General features: G+C 62.7%; 40 protein-coding genes and 1 tRNA gene. 4 read left to right on the top strand and 37 right to left on the bottom strand.

The features are described from left to right. Positions 1–22 precede the first annotated feature (22 nt). On the top strand, positions 23–304 hold the full coding sequence (locus tag HYR72_01400) for an AbrB/MazE/SpoVT family DNA-binding domain-containing protein (protein MBI1813612.1): 282 nt from the start codon (positions 23–25) through the stop codon (positions 302–304). Further along, entirely contained in the window at positions 301–699 is a 399-nt protein-coding gene (locus tag HYR72_01405) for a type II toxin-antitoxin system VapC family toxin (protein ID MBI1813613.1), read from the top strand. Before HYR72_01400 ends, HYR72_01405 begins: the two co-directional genes overlap by 4 nt. A gap of 73 nt (positions 700–772) precedes the next feature. Here the strand turns inward: HYR72_01405 and HYR72_01410 are convergent, their stop codons facing one another. The 3 genes from HYR72_01410 to HYR72_01420 all read right to left on the bottom strand — a co-directional run bounded on the left by HYR72_01410 (position 773) and on the right by HYR72_01420 (position 3,770). Beyond that, the gene (locus HYR72_01410; protein ID MBI1813614.1) at positions 773–1,303 is read right to left on the bottom strand and encodes an SgcJ/EcaC family oxidoreductase; all 531 of its coding nucleotides are present in this window, start codon (positions 1,301–1,303) and stop codon (positions 773–775) included. A gap of 64 nt (positions 1,304–1,367) precedes the next feature. Continuing rightward, positions 1,368–2,639 carry a DUF1329 domain-containing protein gene (locus HYR72_01415; GenBank protein MBI1813615.1) on the bottom strand — a complete coding sequence of 424 codons (1,272 nt, stop codon included), beginning with the start codon at positions 2,637–2,639 and terminating at the stop codon, positions 1,368–1,370. A 162-nt stretch (positions 2,640–2,801) separates the two neighbouring features. After that, entirely contained in the window at positions 2,802–3,770 is a 969-nt protein-coding gene (locus HYR72_01420) for a zinc-binding alcohol dehydrogenase family protein (GenBank protein MBI1813616.1), read from the bottom strand. Between the two features lie 120 nt (positions 3,771–3,890). Between HYR72_01420 and HYR72_01425 the strand changes: the two genes are divergently transcribed. Beyond that, positions 3,891–3,981, top strand: a tRNA-Ser gene (locus HYR72_01425). Positions 3,982–3,984: 3 nt separating this feature from the next. Here the strand turns inward: HYR72_01425 and HYR72_01430 are convergent. The 3 genes from HYR72_01430 to HYR72_01440 all read right to left on the bottom strand — a co-directional run bounded on the left by HYR72_01430 (position 3,985) and on the right by HYR72_01440 (position 6,034). Further along, complete coding sequence (locus HYR72_01430) at positions 3,985–4,710, bottom strand: hypothetical protein (GenBank protein ID MBI1813617.1); 726 nt, start codon at positions 4,708–4,710, stop codon at positions 3,985–3,987. Beyond that, a complete protein-coding gene (locus HYR72_01435) occupies positions 4,707–5,480 on the bottom strand; it encodes a hypothetical protein (GenBank protein MBI1813618.1) in 774 nt (257 codons plus the stop codon). The genes HYR72_01430 and HYR72_01435 overlap by 4 nt, the downstream gene beginning before the upstream one ends. 146 nt (positions 5,481–5,626) lie before the next feature. Further along, positions 5,627–6,034, bottom strand: a complete 408-nt coding sequence (locus HYR72_01440) for a hypothetical protein (protein ID MBI1813619.1) — start codon at positions 6,032–6,034, stop codon at positions 5,627–5,629. A 198-nt stretch (positions 6,035–6,232) separates the two neighbouring features. Here HYR72_01440 and HYR72_01445 point away from each other — a divergent pair, with 198 nt between their 5' ends. Further along, positions 6,233–7,450: a VCBS repeat-containing protein gene (locus tag HYR72_01445; GenBank protein ID MBI1813620.1), complete on the top strand. Its 1,218-nt coding sequence runs from the start codon at positions 6,233–6,235 to the stop codon at positions 7,448–7,450. 116 nt (positions 7,451–7,566) lie between these two features. On the opposite strand, the gene rplQ is transcribed toward HYR72_01445, so the two are convergent. The 31 genes from rplQ to tuf all read right to left on the bottom strand — a co-directional run. Next, positions 7,567–8,001, bottom strand: coding sequence for a 50S ribosomal protein L17 (gene rplQ, locus HYR72_01450; GenBank protein ID MBI1813621.1), 435 nt, complete (start codon positions 7,999–8,001; stop codon positions 7,567–7,569). A 45-nt stretch (positions 8,002–8,046) separates the two neighbouring features. Continuing rightward, the gene (locus tag HYR72_01455; protein MBI1813622.1) at positions 8,047–9,069 is read right to left on the bottom strand and encodes a DNA-directed RNA polymerase subunit alpha; all 1,023 of its coding nucleotides are present in this window, start codon (positions 9,067–9,069) and stop codon (positions 8,047–8,049) included. A 55-nt stretch (positions 9,070–9,124) separates the two neighbouring features. Further along, a complete protein-coding gene (rpsD, locus tag HYR72_01460; GenBank protein MBI1813623.1) occupies positions 9,125–9,751 on the bottom strand; it encodes a 30S ribosomal protein S4 in 627 nt (208 codons plus the stop codon). Between the two features lie 14 nt (positions 9,752–9,765). Next, positions 9,766–10,200: a 30S ribosomal protein S11 gene (rpsK, locus tag HYR72_01465; protein MBI1813624.1), complete on the bottom strand. Its 435-nt coding sequence runs from the start codon at positions 10,198–10,200 to the stop codon at positions 9,766–9,768. 18 nt (positions 10,201–10,218) lie between these two features. Beyond that, positions 10,219–10,599: a 30S ribosomal protein S13 gene (rpsM, locus tag HYR72_01470; GenBank protein ID MBI1813625.1), complete on the bottom strand. Its 381-nt coding sequence runs from the start codon at positions 10,597–10,599 to the stop codon at positions 10,219–10,221. A gap of 12 nt (positions 10,600–10,611) precedes the next feature. After that, positions 10,612–10,725, bottom strand: coding sequence for a 50S ribosomal protein L36 (gene rpmJ / locus HYR72_01475; GenBank protein MBI1813626.1), 114 nt, complete (start codon positions 10,723–10,725; stop codon positions 10,612–10,614). Between the two features lie 20 nt (positions 10,726–10,745). Further along, a complete protein-coding gene (gene map, locus HYR72_01480) occupies positions 10,746–11,507 on the bottom strand; it encodes a type I methionyl aminopeptidase (GenBank protein MBI1813627.1) in 762 nt (253 codons plus the stop codon). Beyond that, a complete protein-coding gene (locus tag HYR72_01485; protein ID MBI1813628.1) occupies positions 11,504–12,154 on the bottom strand; it encodes an adenylate kinase in 651 nt (216 codons plus the stop codon). The genes map and HYR72_01485 overlap by 4 nt, the downstream gene beginning before the upstream one ends. Before the next feature lie 21 nt (positions 12,155–12,175). Then, on the bottom strand, positions 12,176–13,486 hold the full coding sequence (secY, locus tag HYR72_01490; protein ID MBI1813629.1) for a preprotein translocase subunit SecY: 1,311 nt from the start codon (positions 13,484–13,486) through the stop codon (positions 12,176–12,178). After that, a complete protein-coding gene (rplO, locus tag HYR72_01495; GenBank protein MBI1813630.1) occupies positions 13,479–13,928 on the bottom strand; it encodes a 50S ribosomal protein L15 in 450 nt (149 codons plus the stop codon). The genes secY and rplO overlap by 8 nt, the downstream gene beginning before the upstream one ends. After that, complete coding sequence (gene rpmD, locus HYR72_01500; GenBank protein ID MBI1813631.1) at positions 13,929–14,114, bottom strand: 50S ribosomal protein L30; 186 nt, start codon at positions 14,112–14,114, stop codon at positions 13,929–13,931. It abuts the gene before it with no gap. A 1-nt stretch (position 14,115) separates the two neighbouring features. Continuing rightward, entirely contained in the window at positions 14,116–14,634 is a 519-nt protein-coding gene (gene rpsE, locus HYR72_01505; GenBank protein ID MBI1813632.1) for a 30S ribosomal protein S5, read from the bottom strand. A gap of 10 nt (positions 14,635–14,644) precedes the next feature. Beyond that, positions 14,645–15,010 carry a 50S ribosomal protein L18 gene (locus HYR72_01510; protein MBI1813633.1) on the bottom strand — a complete coding sequence of 122 codons (366 nt, stop codon included), beginning with the start codon at positions 15,008–15,010 and terminating at the stop codon, positions 14,645–14,647. Between the two features lie 29 nt (positions 15,011–15,039). Beyond that, the gene (gene rplF, locus HYR72_01515; protein ID MBI1813634.1) at positions 15,040–15,588 is read right to left on the bottom strand and encodes a 50S ribosomal protein L6; all 549 of its coding nucleotides are present in this window, start codon (positions 15,586–15,588) and stop codon (positions 15,040–15,042) included. 7 nt (positions 15,589–15,595) lie between these two features. Beyond that, entirely contained in the window at positions 15,596–15,994 is a 399-nt protein-coding gene (gene rpsH, locus HYR72_01520) for a 30S ribosomal protein S8 (protein ID MBI1813635.1), read from the bottom strand. An 8-nt stretch (positions 15,995–16,002) separates the two neighbouring features. Continuing rightward, entirely contained in the window at positions 16,003–16,188 is a 186-nt protein-coding gene (locus tag HYR72_01525; protein ID MBI1813636.1) for a type Z 30S ribosomal protein S14, read from the bottom strand. Between the two features lie 9 nt (positions 16,189–16,197). After that, positions 16,198–16,740, bottom strand: a complete 543-nt coding sequence (gene rplE, locus HYR72_01530) for a 50S ribosomal protein L5 (GenBank protein MBI1813637.1) — start codon at positions 16,738–16,740, stop codon at positions 16,198–16,200. Positions 16,741–16,745: 5 nt separating this feature from the next. Further along, a complete protein-coding gene (locus tag HYR72_01535) occupies positions 16,746–17,066 on the bottom strand; it encodes a 50S ribosomal protein L24 (GenBank protein ID MBI1813638.1) in 321 nt (106 codons plus the stop codon). Positions 17,067–17,077: 11 nt separating this feature from the next. Then, the gene (gene rplN / locus HYR72_01540; GenBank protein ID MBI1813639.1) at positions 17,078–17,446 is read right to left on the bottom strand and encodes a 50S ribosomal protein L14; all 369 of its coding nucleotides are present in this window, start codon (positions 17,444–17,446) and stop codon (positions 17,078–17,080) included. Positions 17,447–17,484: 38 nt separating this feature from the next. Further along, on the bottom strand, positions 17,485–17,748 hold the full coding sequence (rpsQ, locus tag HYR72_01545) for a 30S ribosomal protein S17 (GenBank protein MBI1813640.1): 264 nt from the start codon (positions 17,746–17,748) through the stop codon (positions 17,485–17,487). Then, positions 17,748–17,948: a 50S ribosomal protein L29 gene (gene rpmC, locus HYR72_01550; GenBank protein MBI1813641.1), complete on the bottom strand. Its 201-nt coding sequence runs from the start codon at positions 17,946–17,948 to the stop codon at positions 17,748–17,750. Before rpmC ends, rpsQ begins: the two co-directional genes overlap by 1 nt. Continuing rightward, on the bottom strand, positions 17,938–18,363 hold the full coding sequence (rplP, locus tag HYR72_01555; protein ID MBI1813642.1) for a 50S ribosomal protein L16: 426 nt from the start codon (positions 18,361–18,363) through the stop codon (positions 17,938–17,940). Before rplP ends, rpmC begins: the two co-directional genes overlap by 11 nt. Before the next feature lie 18 nt (positions 18,364–18,381). Then, positions 18,382–19,044 carry a 30S ribosomal protein S3 gene (rpsC, locus tag HYR72_01560; GenBank protein MBI1813643.1) on the bottom strand — a complete coding sequence of 221 codons (663 nt, stop codon included), beginning with the start codon at positions 19,042–19,044 and terminating at the stop codon, positions 18,382–18,384. A gap of 8 nt (positions 19,045–19,052) precedes the next feature. After that, on the bottom strand, positions 19,053–19,388 hold the full coding sequence (gene rplV / locus HYR72_01565) for a 50S ribosomal protein L22 (GenBank protein MBI1813644.1): 336 nt from the start codon (positions 19,386–19,388) through the stop codon (positions 19,053–19,055). 4 nt (positions 19,389–19,392) lie between these two features. After that, entirely contained in the window at positions 19,393–19,713 is a 321-nt protein-coding gene (rpsS, locus tag HYR72_01570) for a 30S ribosomal protein S19 (GenBank protein ID MBI1813645.1), read from the bottom strand. 9 nt (positions 19,714–19,722) lie between these two features. Then, entirely contained in the window at positions 19,723–20,544 is an 822-nt protein-coding gene (gene rplB / locus HYR72_01575; GenBank protein MBI1813646.1) for a 50S ribosomal protein L2, read from the bottom strand. Between the two features lie 3 nt (positions 20,545–20,547). Next, on the bottom strand, positions 20,548–20,838 hold the full coding sequence (locus HYR72_01580) for a 50S ribosomal protein L23 (GenBank protein ID MBI1813647.1): 291 nt from the start codon (positions 20,836–20,838) through the stop codon (positions 20,548–20,550). Positions 20,839–20,849: 11 nt separating this feature from the next. Further along, complete coding sequence (gene rplD / locus HYR72_01585; GenBank protein ID MBI1813648.1) at positions 20,850–21,455, bottom strand: 50S ribosomal protein L4; 606 nt, start codon at positions 21,453–21,455, stop codon at positions 20,850–20,852. 16 nt (positions 21,456–21,471) lie between these two features. Next, positions 21,472–22,131: a 50S ribosomal protein L3 gene (gene rplC / locus HYR72_01590; GenBank protein MBI1813649.1), complete on the bottom strand. Its 660-nt coding sequence runs from the start codon at positions 22,129–22,131 to the stop codon at positions 21,472–21,474. A 28-nt stretch (positions 22,132–22,159) separates the two neighbouring features. Beyond that, a complete protein-coding gene (gene rpsJ / locus HYR72_01595; GenBank protein MBI1813650.1) occupies positions 22,160–22,474 on the bottom strand; it encodes a 30S ribosomal protein S10 in 315 nt (104 codons plus the stop codon). 30 nt (positions 22,475–22,504) lie between these two features. Further along, positions 22,505–22,901 (bottom strand): elongation factor Tu (tuf, locus tag HYR72_01600; GenBank protein MBI1813651.1); only part of this gene is annotated, 397 nt, incomplete at its 5' end.

Consider the following 22,901-nt stretch of genomic DNA (forward strand, 5'->3'; position numbering starts at 1 on the left):
CGGTCTATACGGAGGAGCGATCATGGCGCGCACCGCACGATCCCAAGCGACACCGAACGCACGGGCGAAGATCTTCACCAACGGGCGCTCGCAAGCCGTTCGATTGCCGCGACAGTTTCGGTTCGAGGGGAAGGAGGTTGCGATCCGGAAGGAAGGAGAAGCGGTCGTCTTGGAGCCGGTGGCGAAGCGCAAGTGGCCCGCCGGCTACTGGCAGCGCATTGACCGGCGCGCGAAGGATCTCGATTTGGGCCGGATCGTTCCGATCGGAGGACGGCTCCTCGATCTCGCCGCCAACGACGCGTGATCTGGCTGCTCGATACCAATGTCTTGATTCACGCGGTGCGCGGCCGCCCACCTGGTGTCCGTGCGCAGCTCCAGCGGCAGAGCCCCGACGACGTTGCCGTGTCCAGCATCACGGTCGCCGAACTGTGGTATGGCGCCGAAAAGAGCGTCAGCCCAGCACGGAAGCGTGAGGCGTGGAGAACCGTGATCGAGCCTTTCCAGATCATCGCTTTCGATCGTGACGCCGCGGAGCAGCACGCACGAATTCGATACATCCTGCGTCACCGACCGATCGGAGAGCGCGACCTATTGATCGCCTCGATCGCGCTTGCACAGAACCTCATCTTGGTCACGCACAACGCCGCAGAGTTTTCTCGCGTGCCGCGACTCAGGGTTGAGGACTGGGCTACGATCTGAGCGTCGTCCTTCCGGTCCGCGAGGGACTCCACTGTAACGAGCCAGCATCGCCGTGGCCAAGCGCCAAGCTGTCTCAGCTCTTCGGCGTGCTCGGCTTGTACGGAAGCACGGTAGGGATCATGAGGCGGCTGGCGACGATCCACCACCGGCCCTGTTCGTTGAGGAGGTTGGTACTCAGCCGACCTTTGCGCGGAGGGATTTTCGTCCCGTCGGGAAGAACGACGCCGTCGAGTTCGTAGGTGCCGTCGATCAACGCCACATCCTGGGTGATGAACCACACCGAGTCGATGTTCAGCGTCAGGTGCGAATCCTTGAAAATGGTCGCGTGCTCCTTCGTGAACAGCGCGATGACCTGATCGCGTCCCTTGGCGACTCGCCCGTCGGGCTCGACGTGGTCCCCGTCCTCCGCCCAACCGCTGGTCAGCGCCGCCACGTCGTGTTTGTTCCACGCCGCAGTGAACTGCTCGTAGACCTTGCGGATGGCCTCTTCGTTCTTGATGTCGGACTTGAGCTTGCCGACGTCGCTCTTGGGAGCGGCGTTCTCTGCGGCAGCCGCGAAGCTGGCCGCACACAACAAGACGACTACGATTGCGAGCTGTCTCATCGGACTCCTCCCAATTTGAACTTCGTCCAGTTCGGACTTCGCCCTGTCTCCGCGCACGCCTCGCTCAGGTTCCCGATGCGATGAGATGAGCGATGGTGAAGAACTCCTCGGTCAGTCCAGTTTTCGCGCCCTGATTGAAATACCATCCCTGCTCGGCGGCATACTTGGCGCTCGGCAGCGCGGCGCGCGTGGCATGGCGTAGCTGCACATCAACCATGGTGATGCTCGGATTGAATGGCATCTCGTCGGGATACTCGATGGCGCCAGCGGTCGGCGCGTGCTTGCGGAAGGAGTACTGGTTCAACCAGACCTTCTGGAGCTGCCCGGCGCGATCGTAAATGTCGGTGAAGGTGATGAGGTAGCTTTCCTTGTCGATGAAGAGAACGCGCTTGCCGTACGCATACTGCGGCTGCTTCGGCGTGCCGTCGATGACGTAGACCTCGCGCTTCTCCCAGTTGTCGCAAAACACGAAGTCTCCGCTCCCCGGGCAGTACTCGACCGGAAATTTCTCCGCGTGAAATGCACCGAGCATCGTCTTCTCGCCAAGATACTTCCAGTCGAACCAGCCGATCTGGCCGGCATAGCCGCTGTAGCTGTCGACATCGGTGTCCTGGCCGAACAATGAATCGGAACGCTGGGAACTCGATAGGCGGCGGACGCGCCTGAGGGTGGGGAGATAGAGCCACGTGTCGTCTTGGTGATCCGGGTCGAGGTAGCGAATGGCGGTGAGGCCGATTCCCTTCAGATCGAACGGCTCGAGGATCGGGTGCAGCGAGGTCTTGTATCGCACCTTGTCGGGGTTCGGCAGCTCGGGCTTGGGATCGACATAGAGGCGCGAGGTGTAGAAGAGCACGCGCAGGTGATCGAGCAGGTAGTGGCGTTCGGGGGCCATGGGTCCGTCGGTGACCGGTCCGGTGTCGGCATCGAAGTTACGCGCGTCGCTGTCGTCGGTCACGTACGGCTTGTACTCGTAGTTCCACATGATCTTGAGAGCGATCTGCGGATCATTTGCGTCGAGCTTGGGGAACGGCAGGCCGGTGATGTGGCCTTCGATCGAGCGGCCATCGGGCGCGAGCTTGACCTGGCCGGCATTCTTCTCGGTGGCCTCGCGGAACGCCTTGTCCCATTCTATCTTCTTGTACGGGACGATCTTCAGTTGCATGCCGCGCTCGATGCACCACTTGACGCCGGGCGACACGAGATCAGCAACCTTATCGATGTTGTCCTTGGAAATCGTCTGCCCCGGCTCGACATCAGCCGGCGCCAGGCTCGTGGTACCCAACAACAAAGCGGTGGCGACGCCGCAGATCCAGGCACGCCGTGATCCATCCGTCATCTTGTCTGCCTCCAACCTGCTTCGCTCGGTGTGACATGCTCTCGGAGCTTTGCACGAAGCGACCGCCCCATACTGCAACAAGAGTCCCCGAGTCAACCAAATACGAGGACGCGAGCTTTGGTGTCGCTGTTTCGGGTGCGAATTCGCGGCGCCTCTCGGTCGTTACGGAATCAGCACGACACGCCCGAACGCCTGGCGACTCTCGATGAATGCATGCGCGGCCGCCGCTTCAGCGAGCGGGAAGGTGCGATCGATGACGATCTGCAACGCGCCGCGCGCCACGTCGTCGAGATGGCGTTGGATCATGGCGTGCACGCGCTGGTGGTTCAGCACCAGCTCGGCGCCGAGGAAGATCCCCGTCAGCGTCTTGTTACCGGGGCGCAACTGATCGGGGTTGGGAACGTACGCGTCGCGGCCTGCCGAACCGACGTAGCTGATGCGGCCGCGATACGCCGCCGCCGCGATGCTGCCTTCAAGCGTACGGCCACCGACGGAGTCGACGATGAGGTCGGCGCCATGTCCTTGAGTCAGCCCCTGCACCGCACCGACGAAGTCGCTCGTCCGATAGCTGATGCCATGGTCGAGGCCGTACTGCTTGAGACGTTCGAGCTTGGCGTCACTCGACGCCGTCGCCAACACGGTCGCGCCGGCGCGCTTGGCCAGCTGAATCGCCGCCATGCCGACTCCACTCGCCCCAGCATGGACCAGCACGATCTCGCCGGCCCGCAGACGGCCGAACTCGAACAAGCAATCATCGGCAGTGCCAACGGCGATCGGCACGCAGGCACCGAGTTTCAGATCCAGCTCGTTGGGTAAGACCCACGTCATCTGCGCCGGCACGACGGCCTGCGCCGCATGTGAGCCATGCATCATCACCGCGACGATGCGCTGGCCCACGGCGCGATCGCGGACGCGCTCACCGACGGCGCGGATAACGCCGGCGCATTGATAGCCGACGATGTGCGGCCGGGACGCCAGCTCGCCGCCGGCGCGATGCAGCGTGTCACCGCCCTCGATGCTGATCGCGCCGACGTCGATGAGGACACTGCCCGCGTCGCAGACGGGGTCCGGCACGTCTTCGTAGCGAAACACCTCGGGGCCACCAGTTTCGTAATACACGGCTGCTTTCATGCGCTTCACCTCCGGAAGGAGCTGCGGACTATGAACGGCGTGAAAATCGATCTGAATTCGCGTGCGGGGTCGTTGCAATCAGGCGTCGTCTGACATAGGAAAATCAAGCGTTTTACGCTTGGAGAGGTGGCCGAGTGGTCGAAGGCGCGCGCCTGCTAAGCGCGTGTAGGGGCTTATACCTCTACCGAGGGTTCGAATCCCTCCCTCTCCGTCACTACTTCGGACAATACGAAGGTTGAGTTCCGGACCCGACGTGTGGTCGCCCGCACTTGGTGCGATTGACCACCATCGCCGTGATCTCGCGCGGCGCAGTCAGCACACCACGAATGTTTACATCCGCACCGGTAGTGAGATCGGAACAGGCGAGTGGGGTTTGCGACGTGCCACTAACGCGGTGGATCTCGGTGTCGGATTGGATCACAACCGCCAGCGTCCAGTTGCCGTGTGAGGTCAGATGGGCCTGGAACGTACCGCCCTCCTCGGAGCACTCCGAGTCGTCGTCGAGTTGCAGCTCGACGTTGGTGACGCGGACCTCGTCGGAGGTGACGCGACCTCGAATGATGTGTAAGTCGCGCAAGGTCGTGATCGCGCCATCAAGAACAGTGAGGTTGAGGGTGCTAGGTGCCGTGGTGTCGGGCGCGCGGAATTCCAGTACCCGATCACCGGCGATCGGTCCGACCAACAGGAAGCTGCCGTCCGCGGCGGTAGTGTCGGCAACATCGGTTCCCTGAATGCCGACCCAGACCCCGCCGAACCCTGAGGCCTGACCGGCATCGCCTGCCGACGTGCCACCGACGACTATATCTTGAATGTTGCCCTGCACGGTGGCGCTACCACTGATGCCACTGCCGCCCACGCCACCATCGGCGCACCCCAAAACGTGGCAGCACGCCGCGAGTCCAATCAGCAAGAGCGTCAATCGCGGCAACGGCCGGGTCATCGTCGGGTTCCCTTCGTACGGCGGGCCGCTCGTGGGCGGTCCTGCGCTCGCGACTTGGTCGTCAGATTCTCCTCAGCCAAGTATATACCAAACGAGACCCGTGTGCGTCTGCCCCCCGGGGACTTGGGATTGCGATCGCGATCGACGCCGGCGAGCGCGCTGTTGCCTTCGAGCAGCGCCCGCATCGCGAGATTGCACAGGCGACGCCGCAGCGCCGGTAAGGCGACGGCCCCGATGTTGTCGTAGCTGGCCTTTCGTTGAAAGCGACTACCCGAGGGGTTGGCGGACAAATTGTGGATCACAGTCTCGACAAACTCGGCGGCATCGCGGCCCAAGATGTCGAGTTTCTCGGAAAGGCCGCGAATGGGGACGTATCCCATCTCCGTAAGAGCAACCCGACCGCGGGTTACACGAACCGCACCGACTTCGGCAAGCTGAGCCAGCACCAGGGTGGGATCAGCCGAGACACTCGCCGCGAGTTCGGCGAAAGAGCCGCGCCCCCGCAGCAGCAGCACGCGCGGGCGACCGCGGATCGAGTAGCGCCGATCACTCAACCAGTGGCCGGCAAGGCGCAGGCCAATCTCGTAGTCGATGCTTGGAGCCAACCTAGGGGCGCCGGCACTCGCAGCCATCGCATCGGAGGCCGCGGCCACAAACGCCGCAGCCCCGATTCCCTCACGAGTTGCGGCACGGGCGAGCGGCGTCAGAATTCGCCGCACGGCCTCCAAGAGTCCGATCTGCGCCAGCGCGCTGCCAGACTTGCGCCTCATTGACTTCCTTTGCGCGGGCGCACTAACGAAGTAGCCACCACGTCATCCAACTCAGCATGCCCCACAGCCCAACGCTCAGCCATACAGAAACCACTGCGCCGAGTAGTAACGGCACGCCCGGGCCGTTCCAGGTCCAAATTGTTCGCTCAGGCAGAAGCACGTGCCACCCCCTCCTCCTCTCGCCGGGCTCTATGCTTACGCCCCCAGCGGGCAATCTCAGAGCGCAAGTAGTCGCTGTCAATTCCCAAGACTCCGCAGATGCTCTCAAAGGAAAAAATCCACGAAAGGTCGTGCGATCGGATCCACAAATCGGCTTCGCGAAATCGTCGCTGTTCATGAATCGTGCGGACGTCGATATAGGTCTGGTAGCAGCGCAGCGTCTCCTTCAGAATCGCCCACATGAGCCGCTGTACACCGTCGTCCAACTTCGCATCGTCAAAGCGCGACCGCGACTCGAGTGCGAAGCGGGAGATGCGACGTGATAGGAGACCGTGCGGCTGATGCGGTCTGAGTTCACGCACTTTGGGAGAAGGGGCTGGTTCGCTGGACGTCATGCGCATTACTCCTTGACGGACAACAGTGAAGTTTGCTTGGGTGCCTGACTCCCTTGGCTCATACTGATGGGAAATATATCCCATAAATTTAGGCTACACAACCCACGGCCTGCCTTTTTCTTTGCAGCCGCCGTCGGCCTTACCATCTCACAAGCGGCGCTCGGGGGCGCCACCATCGACTTCGAGCGAAGCCTCACCGTGGGGACAGAGCCCGTCGCTTTGGTGGTCGCTGACTTCAACAACGATGACAACCCAGACCTTGCCGTCGCCAATTCGGGCGACGATACGGTGTCCGTGATCCTGAGTCTGGGTGGCGGTGGCACGTCACGTTCCTACCCAGTTGGCCGCACGCCGATGGCACTCGCTGTGGGTGATGTTGACGGAGACGGGGCACTAGATCTCTTGGTGGCCAACATGGGCGACGCGAGTGTGACCATCTTGGCGGGCTCGCGCAGCGGCCAATTCACCACCAAGTCAACACTCCCGATTCTCAGCGGTGTCCGGGCGTTGTCTCTTGCCGACATCGACCGCGACGGTCGATTGGACCTCGCGGCCTCCGACGGAAACCGTGCGGTGTCGATTCTTCGGGGCCAGGCGGCATTCCAATTCTCCACTGCGAGTGTGCTCACCGCTGGACGGGGACCCAGCGCCTTGACGTTCTGCGATCTCGACCGTGACGGCTTCTACGATCTTGTCGTGGCGAACAATCTGGGTGGTAGCGTCTCGATCTTCCGTGGCAACCCCGACGGGACGTTCCTGCCACCGACCGAGCTGTCGGTAGGATCGTTTCCGTCGTCTGTGATTGTCACCGACGCCACCAACGATCGGCGACCCGACGTTGTGGTCACCAACGAGTTGACCGACGAGGTTGTCATCCTCCCTGGCAATCTTGACGGCACCTTCGGCGAGCCGATCGTCATCGGCACCGCCGGCGTACCAGAGCATGCGGTGGTGCGTGACTTGAACGGCGACGGAATTGCCGATCTCATCGTCGCCAACAGCTTCGGCGACAGCGTCTCCGCCTATGCCGGTGTGGCAGACGGGACCTTCCCGAGTCGGATTGATTTTCCGGTCGGCACCACTCCATTCGACGTGGCCACCGCCGACCTCAACGGCGACGGTAAGCCAGACTTGGCCACCGCAAATCTCGATGAAGACACGGTGACCGTTCTGCTCAACACGACCGATTTCAGGGTACGACCCGGTGACACTGATAGTTCGGGCGTAGTGGACGCCCGCGATACAGACGCAACCGTCGAAGAACTCTTCGACGGCGACGGCGACAGTTTACTCGATGGCGCCGGCGGTTCGTTTCCTTCCGGCGCGGGCGTTGACGCGAACGGCGACAAACGGATTCGAGTGAGCGACGTAACGGCGGGACTACAAGCCCGCGCGGGTACGTTGCGTTTCAGGTAGGCTTAGGAAGGGACCAGGGCGGAGTGACGCCAAGCCATCCCACCGACATTCGCCCAGGAACAACACAGGCCCGGACCACATCCTGGCCGGGCCTGCGAGATACAAACATACGTGCGCTACTGCGCAGCAGCCTTCTTCTCTTGGACGCGCTGCCGGCGGGCACGTTTCCGTTCCGCCTCGGTCTTGCCGACCTCGCTCCGCTCTGTCAGCTCGACAACCGACATGGCGGCGGCGTCGCCGCGGCGCACGCCGAGCTTGATCACACGCGTATAGCCACCGGGACGATCACGAAACCGCGGCGCGATGTCGTCGAAGAGTTTCTTAACGACCGAAGCGCTGCGCACGAAGGCGAGTGCCTGCCGGCGGGCATGCAGCGTGCCGCGCTTGCCCAGCGTCACGATGCGGTCGGCAAAGGAGCGCAGCTCCTTCGCTTTGGCGTCGGTAGTCCGCACGCTCTCGTGTTCGAGGAGCGAAGTGACCAGGTTGCGGAAGAGCGCCTTGCGGTGCGCGCTCGTCCGATTGAGTTTCCGTCCAGACTTTAGATGTCGCATGGCTTCTTCGGGCTCCTGCCGCCAGCCTGTCGCCGGCGGCGGGGACTACGCCGACTCGCGCTCCTTGGCCATGCGCCGATCGAGTTCCTCCCGCGCTGGGAAGTTCTCGATGCGCATGCCGAAGTCCAACCCCATTTCGTGCAAGATCTCCTTGATCTCGTTCAGCGACTTGCGGCCGAAGTTCTTGGTCTTGAGCATCTCGCCTTCACTGCGCTGCACCAACTCACCGATGTACTTGATGTCGGCATTCTGCAGGCAGTTGGCGGAGCGCACCGACAGCTCGAGTTCGGCCACGCTGCGGAAGAGATTCTCGTTCAGCGTCGGTTGGCGCTGCTCGGCTACCTCGGCCATCTCGGCGGTTTCCTCGAAATTGATGAAGACGCTGAGCTGATCTTGGAGAATACGGGCCGCGTAGGCGACCGCGTCTTCCGGACGCACGCTGCCGTCGGTCCACACTTCGAGGGTGAGCTTGTCGTAGTCCGTGCGCTGACCGACGCGCGCGTTGCTCACGTTGTAGTTGACCTTGCGCACGGGTGAGAATACGGCGTCGATCGGAATGGTCCCGACCGGATCGCCCTCTTCTTTGTTGCGCTCGGCAGGTACGTAGCCTCGGCCGCTGCGGATGTTCAGATCGATATCGAGCTTGCCCTCTTTGGCAAGCGTAGCGATGTGTAGGTCCGGATTGAGAATCTCCAGATTGGGACCGCCCTGGATATCGCCGGCCTTGATCTCGCCCACGCCCTTCGCCTCGATCCGTGCCGTGCCTTGCAAGCCGTCATGCAAGCGCAAGCGCACTTCCTTGAGATTGAGGATGATATCGGTGACGTCTTCGCGCACCCCGGGTAGGGTCGAAAATTCGTGCAGCACGCCCTTGATGCGCACTGCCGTGATCGCCGAGCTTTGCAGCGACGAAAGCAGCACGCGGCGCAGGGCGTTGCCGACCGTGACCCCGAAGCCGCGCTCGAACGGCTCGCCCACGAACTTGCCGTAGGTCGGCGTTAAGGTCTTATCGTCCGCATCAAGTTTCTTCGGCTTGAGCAGATCACGCCAATTGCGTTGTGCATGCATTGATTCCTCCGCAACGGTTCCCAGTATCGATCGAATCCAATCGAGCCTGGTCCATTTACTTCGAATAGAGCTCCACCACGAGCTTCTCGTTGATGGGCATGGTCAAGTCTGCCCGTGTCGGCAGCGCCTTCACTCGACCGGTGAATGCTTCGCGTTGGACTTCGAGCCAGTCGGGAGTGCCGCGTCGTTCGGCCTGCGCCAACGCCTCCTGAATACGCACGACCACGCGGCTGGCCTCGCGTACGCTGACCACCTGACCCGGCTTGAGCAAGAACGAAGGGATGTTGACCGTCCGCCCGTCAACAGCGAAGTGGCCATGACGCACGAGCTGGCGAGCCTCGGCGCGCGAGGTCGCGAATCCCATTCGATAGATCATATTGTCGAGCCGACGTTCGAGCAGCAACAACAACTGCTCGCCGGTGATGCCACGCGCGCGCTCCGCCATCTCGAAATAGCGTCGGAACTGGCGTTCGAGTAAGCCGTACATGCGCTTGACCTTCTGCTTCTCGCGCAACTGCACGGCATACTCGGAGAAGCGCACCCGTCCTTGCCCGTGATCCCCGGGCGGATAGTTCCGCCGCTCGATGGCGCACTTGTCGGTGTAGCAACGCTCGCCCTTGAGGAACAGCTTCAAACCCTCACGGCGACAGAGTCGACAGACAGAATCGGTATAACGAGCCACAGCGCTCTCCTGACTTACACGCGCCGCCGCTTCGGTGGGCGGCAGCCGTTGTGCGGAATGGGGGTCACATCTTTGATGATCGAGATCGCGAAACCGGAGGCCTGCAATGCGCGCAGGGCCGACTCGCGACCGGCGCCCGGGCCTTTCACAAACACCTGCACTGACCGCACGCCTAGTTCCATCGCCTTCTTCGCCGCCGCCTCCGCCGCGAGCTGCGCCGCGAACGGGGTTCCCTTGCGAGAGCCCTTCAGCCCCACGGAACCGGCACTGGCCCACGCGACGACTCCGCCGGTCGGATCGGTGATGGTGACGACGGTGTTGTTGAAGGTCGAATGAATGTGCGCCACGCCTTCGCTCACGATGCGCTTGGTCTTCTTGCGCTTCGGAGCGGCCGTGGCCGCTTTGTCCGGCGCTTTCGCCTTCTCGGTTGTTGCTTCGTCTTTCGCCATGAGTCCTCTCAGTCCGACTTACTTCGCCGGCGGGGCTTTCTTGCCCGCGATGGTGCGGCGCGGTCCCTTGCGCGTCCGAGCGTTGGTGTGGGTCCGCTGCCCGCGCACCGGCAAGTTGCGCCGATGCCGTAACCCACGGTAGCTGCCCATGTCCATAAACCGCTTGATGCTCATCGCGATCTCGCGCCGGAGATCGCCCTCGACCTTGAAGCTTTGGTCGATGACCTGGCGGATGCGCACGATCTCGTCGTCATTGAGAGCGTCGCTCTTCGTGTTCGGATCGATCTTCGCCTGTCCAAGAATTTTGTTGGACGCGGATCGGCCGATCCCGAAGATGTAAGTCAGCGCCACTTCCATGCGCTTGTTGCGGGGCAGATCCACCCCTGCGATTCGTGCCATGTTGTGCCTCTCTTAGCCCTGGCGCTGCTTGTGGCGCGCGTTACTGCACAGAATGCGCACGACGCCCTGCCGGCGCACCACTTTGCAATTCTTGCAAATCTTCTTCACTGATGCTCGTACCTTCACGACTGACTCCAATCTCCGACTCACATCTCGCTGAGCACGTAGGGACCCTTGTCGGTCACGGCCACTGAGTGCTCGAAGTGCGCCGAGCGCTGGCCATCCACGGTCACCGCCGTCCAGCCGTCGTCCTTGATCATCACGTCGGCGACTCCGGCGTTCACCATCGGTTCGATCGCGAGCACCATCCCCGCGCGCAGCCGCACGCCGCGGTCGCGGAGACCGAAGTTGGGGACTTGCGGATCTTCGTGCAACCGTTTCCCAATCCCGTGACCCACGAAGTCACGCACCACCGAGTAGCCTTCGCGCTCGGCGTGCTCCTGAATGGCCGCGGAAATATCGCCGATGCGCTTACCGACGCAGACCTCTTGAATGCCGGCCTGCAGCGATTCGCTGGTGACGCGCATCAAGCGTTCGTCCGCCGTCGTCACGGCGCCCACGGGGACCGTCATCGCCGCATCGCCGAAGTACCCCTCGTAGCAAACCCCGAAGTCGAGGCCAACGATGTCGCCCGCTTGTAGGGCGCGATCGTCGGAAGGAATGCCGTGCACCACCTCCTCGTTGATCGAGATGCAGACACTGCGCGGATACACGCGTCCGGCAACCTCGTAGCCCTTGAAGGCGGGGCGCGCCTTGTGCTTACGCGTCATTTCCTCGGCCACGGCATCGAGCGCTCCAGTGGTCACACCCGGGCGCACGCGCGCTCGCAGTTCCGCCAACACTTCAGCGACGATGACGTTGGCATGACGCATCAGCTCGATCTCTTCGCGGGACTTCAGCATGATCATTGCGGTGCCGGAATCCGAGTGAGAATGCGATCCAACACTTGCTCGCTGCTGCCGACACCATCAACTTCACGCAGCAGGCTGCGCGTGCGGTAGTAAGCCAACAACGGCTCGGTTTCCCGTTGGAAGACATCGAGACGGGCAACGATGGTGTCTTCCTGATCGTCATCACGTTGATACAGTTCGCCGTTGCACTTGTTGCACAAGCCGGTGTTGACGGGCGGATTGAAAATGATGTGGTACATGGCGCCGCATTCGCGACACGTCCGCCGTCCGCTGAGCCGTTTGATGATCTCTTCGCGCGGGACGATGAGGCTGATGACGTGATCGACCTGCTTCGCCACGCTGGCGAGCATCGGCGCCAGCGCCTCAGCCTGGGCGACGTTGCGAGGAAAGCCATCGAGGATGAACCCCGGCTGGCAATCCGCTTCGCGCACGCGTTCCTCGATGATGCTCACCACCAAAGGGTTGGGCACCAACTCGCCGCGATCCATGTACCGCTTAGCTTGCAATCCTGTCTCCGTCTTCCGTTTCACCGCAGCGCGCAGCAAGTCTCCAGAGGAAATGTGGGGCAGCTGAAATCGCTCCTGGAGCAGCTTCGCTTGGGTCCCCTTCCCGACACCCGGAGGGCCGATGAGAATCACCTGCACCACGCCGCCTCAACCGCCGCGTTACCGACGCCCCCGCAGCCGGCCGCCGCGCATGAAGCCTTGGTAACTCCGCGTGAGCAGATGGGTCTCCATTTGTGCAACCGTGTCGAGGGCGACGCCGACGACGATCATCAGCGCGGTCCCGCCGAAATAGAAGGGTACATTGAGTCGCTGCACTAGGATCGTCGGCAGCACACACACCGCGGCGACGTACATGGCTCCGCCCAGCGTGATGCGCACCAGAACACGATCAATGTACTCCGCGGTGCGTGGACCGGGACGAATGCCCGGAATGTATCCGCCAAACTTCTTCATGTTCTCAGCGACGTCGCTGGTGTTGAACGTCACCGCCGTATAAAAGTAACAGAAGAAGACAATCAGCCCGATATACACGAGTTCGTAGAACCACCCGCCGGGCCGCAAATACTCCGCCGCAGTCTGCGCCCAGGGCGTCTCCAGGAACCCCGCGATGGTCGCAGGAAACACTAGCAACGACGAGGCGAAGATGGGCGGAATCACGCCAGAGGTGTTCACTTTGAGCGGCAAGTGCGAACTCTGGCCACCATACATGCGGCGACCGACTACGCGCTTGGCGTATTGGACGGGAATCCGCCGCTGGCCGCGTTCACACAGAATGATGAACGCCACCACCGCCACCATGATGAGGACCAAGAAGAGCATCAAGAAGATACTGAGTTCGCCCTCGCGAAGAAACTCCAACGTGGTAGCGGTCGCCGACGGTAGCGCTGACACAATCCCCGCAAAAATGATCAACGAGATGCCGTTGCCGATGCCGCGCTCGGAAATCTGCTCGCCCAGCCACATAATGAACGCGGTGCCCGAGCTGAGTGTGATGACCGTCATCAACCGGAAGCTCCATCCCGGATGGAACACCACCGCGCCCACACCACCCGGAGCCTCCAGCTTCTCGAGGCCGATACTGATGAACAGGCTCTGAATCACCGACAGCACCACCGTGCCGTAGCGCGTGTACTGCGTGATTTTGCGGCGACCGACTTCGCCCTCTTTGGACAACCGTTCGAGAAATGGCACCACGACGGTCAGCAGTTGCAGAATAATCGACGCGCTGATGTACGGCATGATGCCGAGCGCAAAGATAGAGAACTGCTCCAAAGCGCCGCCCGAAAGTAGATTGACGAAGCCGAAGACCGTATTGCGCTGCGCGGCGAAGAACGCCGCCATCGCCTGGCCATCGATGCCCGGCGTCGGGATGGCCACGCCGAGCCGATAGACAGCCAACATCCCGAAGGTGAACAGCAGCCGCTTGCGCAGCTCTGGAATCTTCGAGGCGCTTTGGAAACCTTCAAGCACCGGCAATGACCTCCACTCGGCCGCCCGCGGCTTCGATCCGCTGTTTGGCGCTCTCGCTGAATTTGTGGGCGTGCACAGTGAGCGCCTTGGTCAACGATCCCTCACCCAACACCTTGACCGGGAGACCGCTGCGGACGACTCGCTGCGCAACGAGTTGCGCCGGATCGACCGTGGCGCCCGCCTCGAATCGGGCTTCGAGCGTCTCGAGATTCACGATCTCGAACAGGTGACGACGTGGGCTGCGAAAGCCGTGCTTGGGCAAGCGGCGCTGCAACGGCATCTGCCCGCCTTCGTACCCCGGCGGCGTGTTACCGCCCGAGCGCGCGGCGCGACCTTTATGACCCTTGCCCGACGTCTTGCCATGCCCGGATCCGGGACCCCGTCCCACACGCTTCCGTTTCTTCGTGGCGCCAGGTGCGGGCGCGAGGTTGCTGAGATTCATCTACGCCTCCACCTGCACCAGATGCTGCACCTTACGAATCATGCCGAGCACGCAATCGCTTTCACGCACAATAACGGTGCGGCCCACTCGGGTGAGACCGAGTCCGCGCAATGTATCGCGCTGCCGCGTGTTCTGCCCGATCGGGCTGCGCCGCAGCGTCACCTTCAACATCCGCGCATCGGCCATGCTACCCTCGAATCTCTTCCAGCGAGCGGCCGCGAGCCGCCGCGATCTCTTCCGGCAATCGCAACGCACGCAGCGCTTCCATCGTCGCCTTGACCATGTTGTGGGGGTTGTTCGAGCCCAGGCACTTGGTCAACACGTTGCGGATGCCGGCCAACTCCACGACCGCGCGCACGCCGCCACCGGCGATCACGCCGGTCCCATCTGCGGCCGGGCGCAGCAGCACGTGGCCGGCGCCAAAGTGGCCCTGGATTTCGAAGGGAATGGTGCCGCCGATCAACGGGACCGTCAACAGCGTCTTCTTCGCGTGCTCGATGCCCTTGCGGATCGCTTCGGGCACTTCGTTCGCCTTGCCCAGACCATAGCCAACGTGGCCGTTGCCGTCGCCCAACACGATCAGCGCGCTGAAGCTAAAGCGGCGTCCGCCCTTGACGACCTTGGCGACACGGTTGATGTGAACAACCTTCTCCTTCAGTTCCATCCCGTGCGCTTCGATGCGCTCACGTGCTCTGCCGAATGCCATCGTCGCTCCTTTAGAACTTCAGGCCCGCTTCGCGCGCGGCGTCGGCGAGGATCTTGATCCGGCCGTGATAGAGAAATCCGTTGCGATCGAACACGACCTCATGGATGGCGCGCTCCTGACACAACCGCGCAATGAGCGCACCGACCTCTTTGGCCGCCTCGCCGTTAGCGGTCTTCGCCAGTTGCTCGCGCAGCGTCGGCGAGAGCGTCGAGGCCGCCACTAAGGTGCGGCCGGTCTCGTCGGAGATCACCTGGGCGTACACGTGCTTGTTGCTGCGATAGACCGACAGCCGCGGCCGCTGATCGGTGCCGCGCACGCGGCGTCGCACGCGGGTCTGTCGCCGCTGCCGCGCAATCCGTTTTTCGTTCCCTACCATGACGTGCCTCTCGCTCTCGGGCTACCGGCTCAGGCGCCGGCCGCACCGGCAGCTTTGCCGGCCTTACGACGAATTTTCTCGCCGGCGTACTTCACGCCCTTGCCCTTGTACGGTTCGGGCGGACGCAGCCCGCGCAAGCCCGCCGCCACTTCGCCTAACACTCGACGATCGCTGCTTTCCAGCGTGATGAGCGTCTGCTTCTCGATCTTCGCCTGTACACCCTGAGGCAATTGATAAACGATCGGATGGGAGAAACCGAGGCTCAACTGGATCGCGTTGCCCTTGACCTCGGCACGATAACCGACACCGACAATCTCCAGCGAGCGGGTGAAGCCGGTGCTCACCCCGGTGACCATGTTCGCCACCAACTTGCGTGTCAGGCCGTGCAACGACCGCGCATTGCGCCCATCGCCTTCGCGGGTGACCCGGAGAGTGGCGCCGTCGTGTGCGAGCGCGATGCCGGCAGGCAACGTATGGCTCAGCTTACCCTTGGGCCCTTCGACTTTCACGTCGGCGCCGGTCACGTTCACCTGAACGCCACTGGGCACTGGAATAGCTAATCGGCCGATGCGTGACATACGCGTCCTACCAAACCGAACACAACACCTCGCCGCCGAGGCCTCGCTTGGTCGCTTCGCGATCAACCAAGACCCCAGCCGACGTGGACAGAATGCTGATGCCGAGCCCCGCGCGCACCGACGGGATCGCCCGCGTGCCGACGTAGGTCCGCAAGCTGGGGCGGCTGATCCGCTTGATGCCCGTGATCACCGGGCGGTTCTTGCCGTCGTATTTCAGCGAGACCCGCAGCACCTTGCGATCCCCCTGTTCGACGACGCTGAAGTCCGACAGGTAGCCTTCGTGCACAATCACTCCGACAATGCGCTCTTTGATGCGGGACCATGGCACATCGACTTGCGTCTTGCGTGCCCGGCCGCCGTTGCGCAAGCGTGTCAGGAGGTCCGCGATCGGATCTGTCATACCCATGATAGCACCTACCAACTGGCCTTGGTCAGTCCGGGAATTTGGCCGCGGCGCGCGAGGTCGCGCAAGCACAGGCGGCACATCTGAAAGCGGCGATAGTACGCCCGCGGCCGTCCGCACAGCGGACAGCGGTTGTACGCCCGAACTTTGAACTTGGGCTGGCGTTGTGCCTTCACGCGCAGGCAGGTCTTTGCCACACGATCCTCCTAGCTCTTAAAGGGCATCCCCAACGCCTTGAGCAGCGCCCTGCCCTCGGCATCGGTTCGCGCGGTAGTCACGATGCACACCGTCATGCCGCGCACCTTGTCGATCTTATCCAAATTGATTTCCGGGAAAATGATCTGCTCACGAATCCCGAGCGCGTAGTTGCCGCGCCCGTCGAACGCCTTGTCCGACACGCCGCGGAAATCGCGCACGCGCGGGAGCGCCACATTCACCAAGCGATCGAAGAACTCGTACATCCGATCGCCGCGCAGCGTCACCATGGCCCCGATCGGCTGGTTCTCGCGCAACTTGAAGTTGGCGATCGCTTTGCGCGACTTGGTCACCACCGGCTTTTGCCCGGCGATGGCGGTGAGTTCCTCGACCGCGGCGTCCAGCACCTTGACGTTCTGCAGCGCCTCGCCCAAGCCCATGTTGATGGTGATCTTCTCCAGCTTTGGGACCTGCTGGACGTTGCGGTAGCCGAGATCCTTGACCAAGCTCGGCAGCAGTTCGCGGGTATAGCGCTCTTTGAGTCGTGTCGGCACGGCGTTTACCTGTCGAGTTGATCGCCACAGCGGCGGCAGACGCGGATGTTGTGACCATCTTGCAGCGTCTTCTTACCCATCCGCACGGGCGCATTGCACTTGTCGCACATGATCATCACATTGGAGCGATGCAGCGGGGCTTCCTTCTCGATGATGCCTTGCGGGCTTTGCGGTCCGCGCCCTTTGCTGTGGCGCTTGACCAGGTTGAGCCGCTCGATCACCACGCGCTCGCGCTCGGGCAGCACGCGCAGCACCTTGCCGGTCTTGCCGCGTTCCTTCCCGGCAATGATCATCACCGTATCGTTCTTCCGAATCTGCGCACGCATGATGATTCGCCTCACAGCACCTCGGGCGCCAGCGACAGGATTTTCATGAACCGCTTGGCGCGCAGTTCGCGCGCCACCGGCCCGAAAATACGAGTGCCGATCGGCTCGCGTTGGTTATCGATCAGAACCGCCGAGTTGGAGTCGAACTTGATGTAGGAACCATCCGCACGGCCGACCTCTTTGGCGGTGCGCACGACGACGGCCTTCATCACCTCGCCTTTTTTCACCTTGGCGTTGGGTATCGCCTCTTGCACCGACACCACGATGATGTCGCCCAGCGACGCGTACCTGCGTCGCGAGCCACCGAGCACCTTGATGCAGAGGACCCTGCGGGCGCCGGAGTTGTCGGCGACGTCGAGAACTGTCTCTGCTTGCACCATCTCACTTCATCCCATCGAACGCTCGGGGCGCCGGCTGTTCAGACCGCCTTCTCCAGAATCGAGCGGACCGTCCAACGCTTGCCGCGACTCAGCGGCCTGGTCTCGGCGATCAGCACCCGATCGCCGACGCCGCAGCGATTCTGCTCGTCGTGAACTTTGAAACGCGTCTGCCGACGAAGGTGCTTCTTGTACTTCGGGTGTTGCACCAAGCGTTCGACAGTGACCACGATGGTTTTTTCCATCTTGTCGCTCACCACCACGCCTTGGCGGACCTTGGCTTTGCCGCGCTCGTTGTCAGCCATTACCGTTTGATCCCCTTCGCCCGTTCGTGCTGGATCGTGAGCGCGCGCGCGATGTCGTTGCGCGTTTTCCGGATCTGCGCTGGGCTTTCCAATCGATTCGTCCCCCGCCGCAAGCGCAGGTGAAACAACGACTCGCGCAGCTCCTGCACCTTGGCGCTCAGCTCCTGATCGCTCAAGTCGCGCAATTCACTAGCTTGCATGCGCCGCTCCCACACGGGTTCGCAATTGCGTCGGTACCGACAATTTGTGTGCGGCCAAGCGGAAGGCTTCCTTCGCCACCACGTCGGTGACGCCCTCCATCTCGAACAGCATGCGTCCGGGCTTGACCACGGCGACCCACATCTCCGGTGCGCCCTTGCCTTTTCCCATGCGAGTCTCGGCCGGCTTTTTCGTCAGCGGCTTATCGGGGAAGACGCGGATCCAGACGCGGCCGCCGCGCTTGATGTGGCGGGTGAGCGCCACGCGCGCCGCTTCCAACTCGCGCGCCGACACCCAGCCGCGGTCGGTGGCCTGCAACCCGTAGTCGCCGAATGCGAGCGCGGCGCCGCGATACGCGGTGCCGCGGCGGCGCCCTTTCATTTGCTTGCGGTGTTTGACTTTCTTCGGTTGCAGCATCGCGAATCCTTGATCGACTTACGCGCCGACCGCGTGCTTCTGCAGCTCTTCGTCGCGGGTGATGACTTCACCGCGGAAGATCCAGCAACGAACGCCGATGACACCATAGGTCGTCTTCGCCACCGCCAGACCATAGCTGATATCGGCGCGCAGGGTGTGCAGCGGCACGCGACCCTCGCGGTACCATTCGGTGCGGGCGATTTCCGCTCCCCCCAAACGTCCGGCGCTCTGCACGCGGATGCCGAGCGCGCCCATGCGCATGGCGCGGCCGACGGCTTCCTTCATCGCGCGGCGGAAGGCGACACGCCGTTCGAGCTGCAACGCCACGTTCTCCGCCACCAGTTGGGCGTCGACGTCGGGCCGGCGAACCTCATGGATATTGATGAACGTTTCCTTCTTGGTCAGCTTGGCGACTTCGCTCTTGAGCTTTTCGATTTCGGCGCCCTTCTTGCCGATCACGATGCCCGGTCGCGCGGTGTAGATGTTGATCTTCGCCTTGTTTGCGGCGCGCTCGATCTCCACCTTCGAGATACCCGCGTGGTACAGCCGCTCCTTGAGAAACTGGCGCACGCGCAGATCCTCGCGCAGGAGTTGCGCGTAGTCGCGCCGCGCAAACCACTTCGAGTCCCAACCCTCGATGACGCCCAGGCGAAAGCCTCGTGGATGTACTTTCTGTCCCATCTGATTTCCTACGCGCGCTCGTCGACGACGATGAGGACGTGGCTAGTGCGCTTGCGAATCGGGGTGGCCCGACCCTGCGCGCGCGGCGTGAACCGCTTCATGGTGGTGCCGGCGCCGACGCTGATGTGCTTCACGTACAAGCGGTCGACATCGACGTTCTGCGTGTTCTCGGCGTTGGCGACGGCCGATTTCAAGGTCTTGGCAACCATCCGCGCGCCCTTCTTCGGTACGAACTCGAGCAGGTTGAGGGCGTCGCCCACGTTCTTGCCGCGGATGAGGTCCACCACCAGGCGGGCCTTTTGCGGCGCAATGCGCAGATGGCGGCTGATCGCGCGACTTTCCATCTCACTACGCTTTCGCTGGAGCCGAGGCTGGGGCCGGTCCTGCCGACGGCTTCACTTCGGCCTTACGATCGCCCGAATGACCGTGAAAGGTTCGGGTCGGTGCAAACTCGCCGAGCTTGTGCCCCACCATGTTCTCCGTCACGAAAATCGGGATGAACTTGCGGCCGTTGTGAACCGCAAAGGTGTGTCCAACCATGTCGGGAAAAATCGTCGAACGCCGCGACCAGGTTTTGATCACGCGTTTCTCGCGGCTGGCGTTGAGTGCCTCGACCTTCTTCATAAGGTGCTGGTCAATGAACGGACCCTTTTTTATCGACCGTGCCACGTCCGTCTCCTACTTGCTGCGCCGCTTGACGATGAAGCGATCGGTGCGCGGGTTGTGGCGCGTCTTGTAGCCCTTCGCCGGCTGCCCCCACGGTGACTGCGGGTGATTACCCTTCGAACGGCCCTCGCCACCGCCGTGCGGATGATCGACGGGATTCATGGCGACGCCGCGGACGCTCGAGCGCCGCCCCTTCCAACGCGTCCGTCCGGCTTTCCCGATCGACACGTTCTCGTGATCCAGATTTCCGACTTGGCCAATGGTCGCGCGGCAGACGATCTGCACCTGGCGCAGTTCACCCGAGGGTAACTTCAGGAGCGCCGTGTCGCCTTCCTTGGCCATAAGCTGGATCGCGCTGCCGGCGCTGCGCCCCATTTGTCCGCCCTTGCCGGGCTTCAGCTCGACATTGTGAATCATCGTGCCGAGCGGAATCTGCTTCAGCGGCATCGCGTTGCCCGGCTTGATGTCGGCGCCCTCACCCGACACCACGGCATCGCCGACGCGCAGACCGTGCGGCGCCAGGATGTAGCGCTTCTCGCCATCCGCGTAGTGCAGCAACGCCAGGCGCGCCGAACGGTTCGGATCGTATTCGATGGCGGCAACACGCGCGGCAACGGTGTCCTTGTTGCGGCGGAAGTCGATGATCCGGTACCGGCGTTTATGGCCACCACCGCGATGGCGGCTGGTCATGCGGCCGAGCGCGTTGCGGCCGCCGGTCCGGCGATGCGAATCGATCAGGTTCCGCTCGGGCTCGGTCTTGGTGATGTCAGAGAAATCCGCAGCAGTCTGGAAGCGGCGGCCGGCCGACGTGGGTCGATATTGACGCGATGCCATAATCTACACAGCCTCGAAGAAGTCGATGCGGCTGCCCTCGGCCAACGTCACGTACGCCTTCTTCCACGCGGGTCGTTGTCCCCGGCTGCGGCCGACGCTGCGAATCTTGCCGAGATACTTGGCGGTCCGCACCTTCTCGACCTTCACCTTGAACAGTGTCTCGATCGCCTGGCGAATCTCAGTCTTGTTGGCGTCGGGATGGACCTTGAACAATACTTGATTGCCTCGCTGATTGACGAGCGTGCCCTTCTCGGTGATCAACGGCGACGCCACGACCTGGAAGACATCCTTCATGACGATCTCCCTCAGGCGACCCGCGCCACGAGCGCACTGAGCGCATCGGGCGTCAGGATCAGGTACTCATACTTCAGCAGGTCGTACACGTTCGCGCCTGCCGCGCGCAGCACCTTGACCTTGGGTAGATTGCGCGTGGCGCGCTCGAGCGCCTCGTCTTTCGCCGCCACGATGATCAGGCCGCTCTTGATCTGCAGATCGCTCATCATTTTGACGACGTGCTTGGTCTTGGCACTCTCGATCTCGATCTTGTCCAACAGGACCAGCTTGCCTTCGCGCGCCTTCATCGAGAGCGCGGACGCCAACGCCACTCGTCGAGCCGAGGCCGGCAAGCGGTAACTGTAGTCGCGTGGTTGCGGGCCAAAGATGGTCGCGCCGCCGACCCAGATGGGCGAGCGCGAACTCCCGGCGCGCGCGCGCCCGGTACCCTTCTGCTTCCACGGCTTCTTGCCGCCACCGCGGACAAAGGCACGGGTCTTCGTCGCGGCGGTGCCGGCGCGCCGATTGGCTTGCTGCATGCGCACCACTTCGTACAACAGATGGCGACGAACCGGCTGCGCGAAGATCGCCTCGGGCAACGTGAACTCGCCTACCGGCTCGTTGCGCTGCGACAGCATCGGGACGTTTCGCGGCTCAGCCATTGCGCGCTCCCGCGACCGTGCGCTTGACGGCCGGACGAATGACGACGATGCCGCTGCGAGCGCCGGCTACCGCTCCGCGAATCAGCACCACGTTGTCCTCAGGCCGCACCGCGATGACTTCCAAGTTCTGAGTCGTGATCTGTTCGTTGCCGTACTGGCCAGCCATACGCTTTCCCTTGAACACACGTCCGGGGTACGACCGGTTTCCGATCGATCCGCCGTGGCGAAAGTATTCGTGCGTACCGTGGCTGCCAGGAAACCCGCTGAAACCATGCCGCTTGATGACGCCGGTAAAGCCGCGCCCCTTGGTCGTGCCGGTCACGTCGACGCGGTCACCTGCCTTGAACAGCGCGTCGACCGTGACGGCCGTACCAGCCGTCAGCGCGGCATCGCCGTCGACGCGGAACTCGCGCAGCACTTCGAAGACGCGCTCGCCCACTTTCCCGCAGTGATTCTTGTACGCCTTGGTCACCCGCGTGGCTTTCTTCTCGCCAAAGCCCAATTGGACCGCCGCGTAGCCGTCACTGGCGGCGGTCTTCACCTGCACCACCGTACACGGGCCGGTCTGCACCACGGTGACGGGAATCAGCTCCCCTTGGGGGCTGAACACCTGCGTCATGCCCAACTTCTTGCCAATGATTCCGAGTGCCATCGTCGTGTCGTCAACTTTTGCGGCGGCGCTATTGCAGCTTGATTTCCACGTCGACTCCGGCTGCCAGATCGAGCTTGCCGAGCGCGTCGATCGTCTGTTGCGTGGGCTCGAGGATGTCGATCAGTCGTTTGTGTGTGCGAATCTCGAACTGTTCGCGCGACTTCTTGTCGACGTGCGGCGAGCGGTTCACCGTGAACCGTTCGATATGCGTGGGGAGTGGGATCGGTCCGGCGACGCGACCGCCGGTGCGCCGCACGGTTTCGACGATCTCCTTCACGGATTGATCGAGCAAGCGGTGGTCGTAGGCCTTGAGGCGTATGCGAATTTTGTCGTTCACGTCAATCGGCTCCCGCTTGCTCCAATGTCGCGCCGGCTACTCGATGACCTTGGTGACGACGCCAGCACCGACGGTGCGGCCGCCTTCGCGGATGGCGAACCGCAGCCCTTCGTCCATCGCTATCGGCATGATCAGTTCAATCGCCAGCTTCACGTTGTCCCCCGGCATCACCATCTCGGTCCCCGCCGGCAACGTCGCCACCCCCGTCACGTCCGTGGTCCGAAAGTAGAACTGCGGCCGATACCCGTTGAAAAACGGTGTGTGCCGCCCACCCTCTTCCTTCGTCAACACATACGCCTCGGCCTCGAACTTGGTGTGCGGCGTGATACTCCCCGGCTTCGCCAACACCTGCCCGCGCTCGATCTCCTCGCGCTTGGTCCCGCGCAGCAGACACCCCACGTTGTCGCCCGCTTGCCCCTCGTCGAGGATCTTG

The sequence above is a fragment of the Deltaproteobacteria bacterium genome, from assembly GCA_016178705.1.
GTDB lineage: Bacteria > Desulfobacterota > Binatia > HRBIN30 > JACQVA1 > JACOST01.

Coding starts and splice junctions, on each gene's coding strand:
- HYR72_01400 (MBI1813612.1), top strand. CDS start 23: ATGGCGCGCACCGCACGATCCCAAGCGACACCGAACGCACGGGCGAAG.
- HYR72_01410 (MBI1813614.1), bottom strand. CDS start 1,303: ATGAGACAGCTCGCAATCGTAGTCGTCTTGTTGTGTGCGGCCAGCTTC.
- HYR72_01415 (MBI1813615.1), bottom strand. CDS start 2,639: ATGACGGATGGATCACGGCGTGCCTGGATCTGCGGCGTCGCCACCGCT.
- HYR72_01420 (MBI1813616.1), bottom strand. CDS start 3,770: ATGAAAGCAGCCGTGTATTACGAAACTGGTGGCCCCGAGGTGTTTCGC.
- HYR72_01430 (MBI1813617.1), bottom strand. CDS start 4,710: ATGACCCGGCCGTTGCCGCGATTGACGCTCTTGCTGATTGGACTCGCG.
- HYR72_01435 (MBI1813618.1), bottom strand. CDS start 5,480: ATGAGGCGCAAGTCTGGCAGCGCGCTGGCGCAGATCGGACTCTTGGAG.
- HYR72_01440 (MBI1813619.1), bottom strand. CDS start 6,034: ATGACGTCCAGCGAACCAGCCCCTTCTCCCAAAGTGCGTGAACTCAGA.
- rplQ (MBI1813621.1), bottom strand. CDS start 8,001: ATGCGACATCTAAAGTCTGGACGGAAACTCAATCGGACGAGCGCGCAC.
- HYR72_01455 (MBI1813622.1), bottom strand. CDS start 9,069: ATGCATGCACAACGCAATTGGCGTGATCTGCTCAAGCCGAAGAAACTT.
- rpsK (MBI1813624.1), bottom strand. CDS start 10,200: ATGGCGAAAGACGAAGCAACAACCGAGAAGGCGAAAGCGCCGGACAAA.
- rpsM (MBI1813625.1), bottom strand. CDS start 10,599: ATGGCACGAATCGCAGGGGTGGATCTGCCCCGCAACAAGCGCATGGAA.
- map (MBI1813627.1), bottom strand. CDS start 11,507: ATGATCATGCTGAAGTCCCGCGAAGAGATCGAGCTGATGCGTCATGCC.
- rplO (MBI1813630.1), bottom strand. CDS start 13,928: ATGAATCTCAGCAACCTCGCGCCCGCACCTGGCGCCACGAAGAAACGG.
- rpmD (MBI1813631.1), bottom strand. CDS start 14,114: ATGGCCGATGCGCGGATGTTGAAGGTGACGCTGCGGCGCAGCCCGATC.
- rpsE (MBI1813632.1), bottom strand. CDS start 14,634: ATGGCATTCGGCAGAGCACGTGAGCGCATCGAAGCGCACGGGATGGAA.
- HYR72_01510 (MBI1813633.1), bottom strand. CDS start 15,010: ATGGTAGGGAACGAAAAACGGATTGCGCGGCAGCGGCGACAGACCCGC.
- rplF (MBI1813634.1), bottom strand. CDS start 15,588: ATGTCACGCATCGGCCGATTAGCTATTCCAGTGCCCAGTGGCGTTCAG.
- rpsH (MBI1813635.1), bottom strand. CDS start 15,994: ATGGGTATGACAGATCCGATCGCGGACCTCCTGACACGCTTGCGCAAC.
- HYR72_01535 (MBI1813638.1), bottom strand. CDS start 17,066: ATGCGTGCGCAGATTCGGAAGAACGATACGGTGATGATCATTGCCGGG.
- rplN (MBI1813639.1), bottom strand. CDS start 17,446: ATGGTGCAAGCAGAGACAGTTCTCGACGTCGCCGACAACTCCGGCGCC.
- rpsQ (MBI1813640.1), bottom strand. CDS start 17,748: ATGGCTGACAACGAGCGCGGCAAAGCCAAGGTCCGCCAAGGCGTGGTG.
- rpmC (MBI1813641.1), bottom strand. CDS start 17,948: ATGCAAGCTAGTGAATTGCGCGACTTGAGCGATCAGGAGCTGAGCGCC.
- rplP (MBI1813642.1), bottom strand. CDS start 18,363: ATGCTGCAACCGAAGAAAGTCAAACACCGCAAGCAAATGAAAGGGCGC.
- rpsC (MBI1813643.1), bottom strand. CDS start 19,044: ATGGGACAGAAAGTACATCCACGAGGCTTTCGCCTGGGCGTCATCGAG.
- rplV (MBI1813644.1), bottom strand. CDS start 19,388: ATGGAAAGTCGCGCGATCAGCCGCCATCTGCGCATTGCGCCGCAAAAG.
- rplB (MBI1813646.1), bottom strand. CDS start 20,544: ATGGCATCGCGTCAATATCGACCCACGTCGGCCGGCCGCCGCTTCCAG.
- HYR72_01580 (MBI1813647.1), bottom strand. CDS start 20,838: ATGAAGGATGTCTTCCAGGTCGTGGCGTCGCCGTTGATCACCGAGAAG.
- rplD (MBI1813648.1), bottom strand. CDS start 21,455: ATGCTGTCGCAGCGCAACGAGCCGGTAGGCGAGTTCACGTTGCCCGAG.
- rplC (MBI1813649.1), bottom strand. CDS start 22,131: ATGGCACTCGGAATCATTGGCAAGAAGTTGGGCATGACGCAGGTGTTC.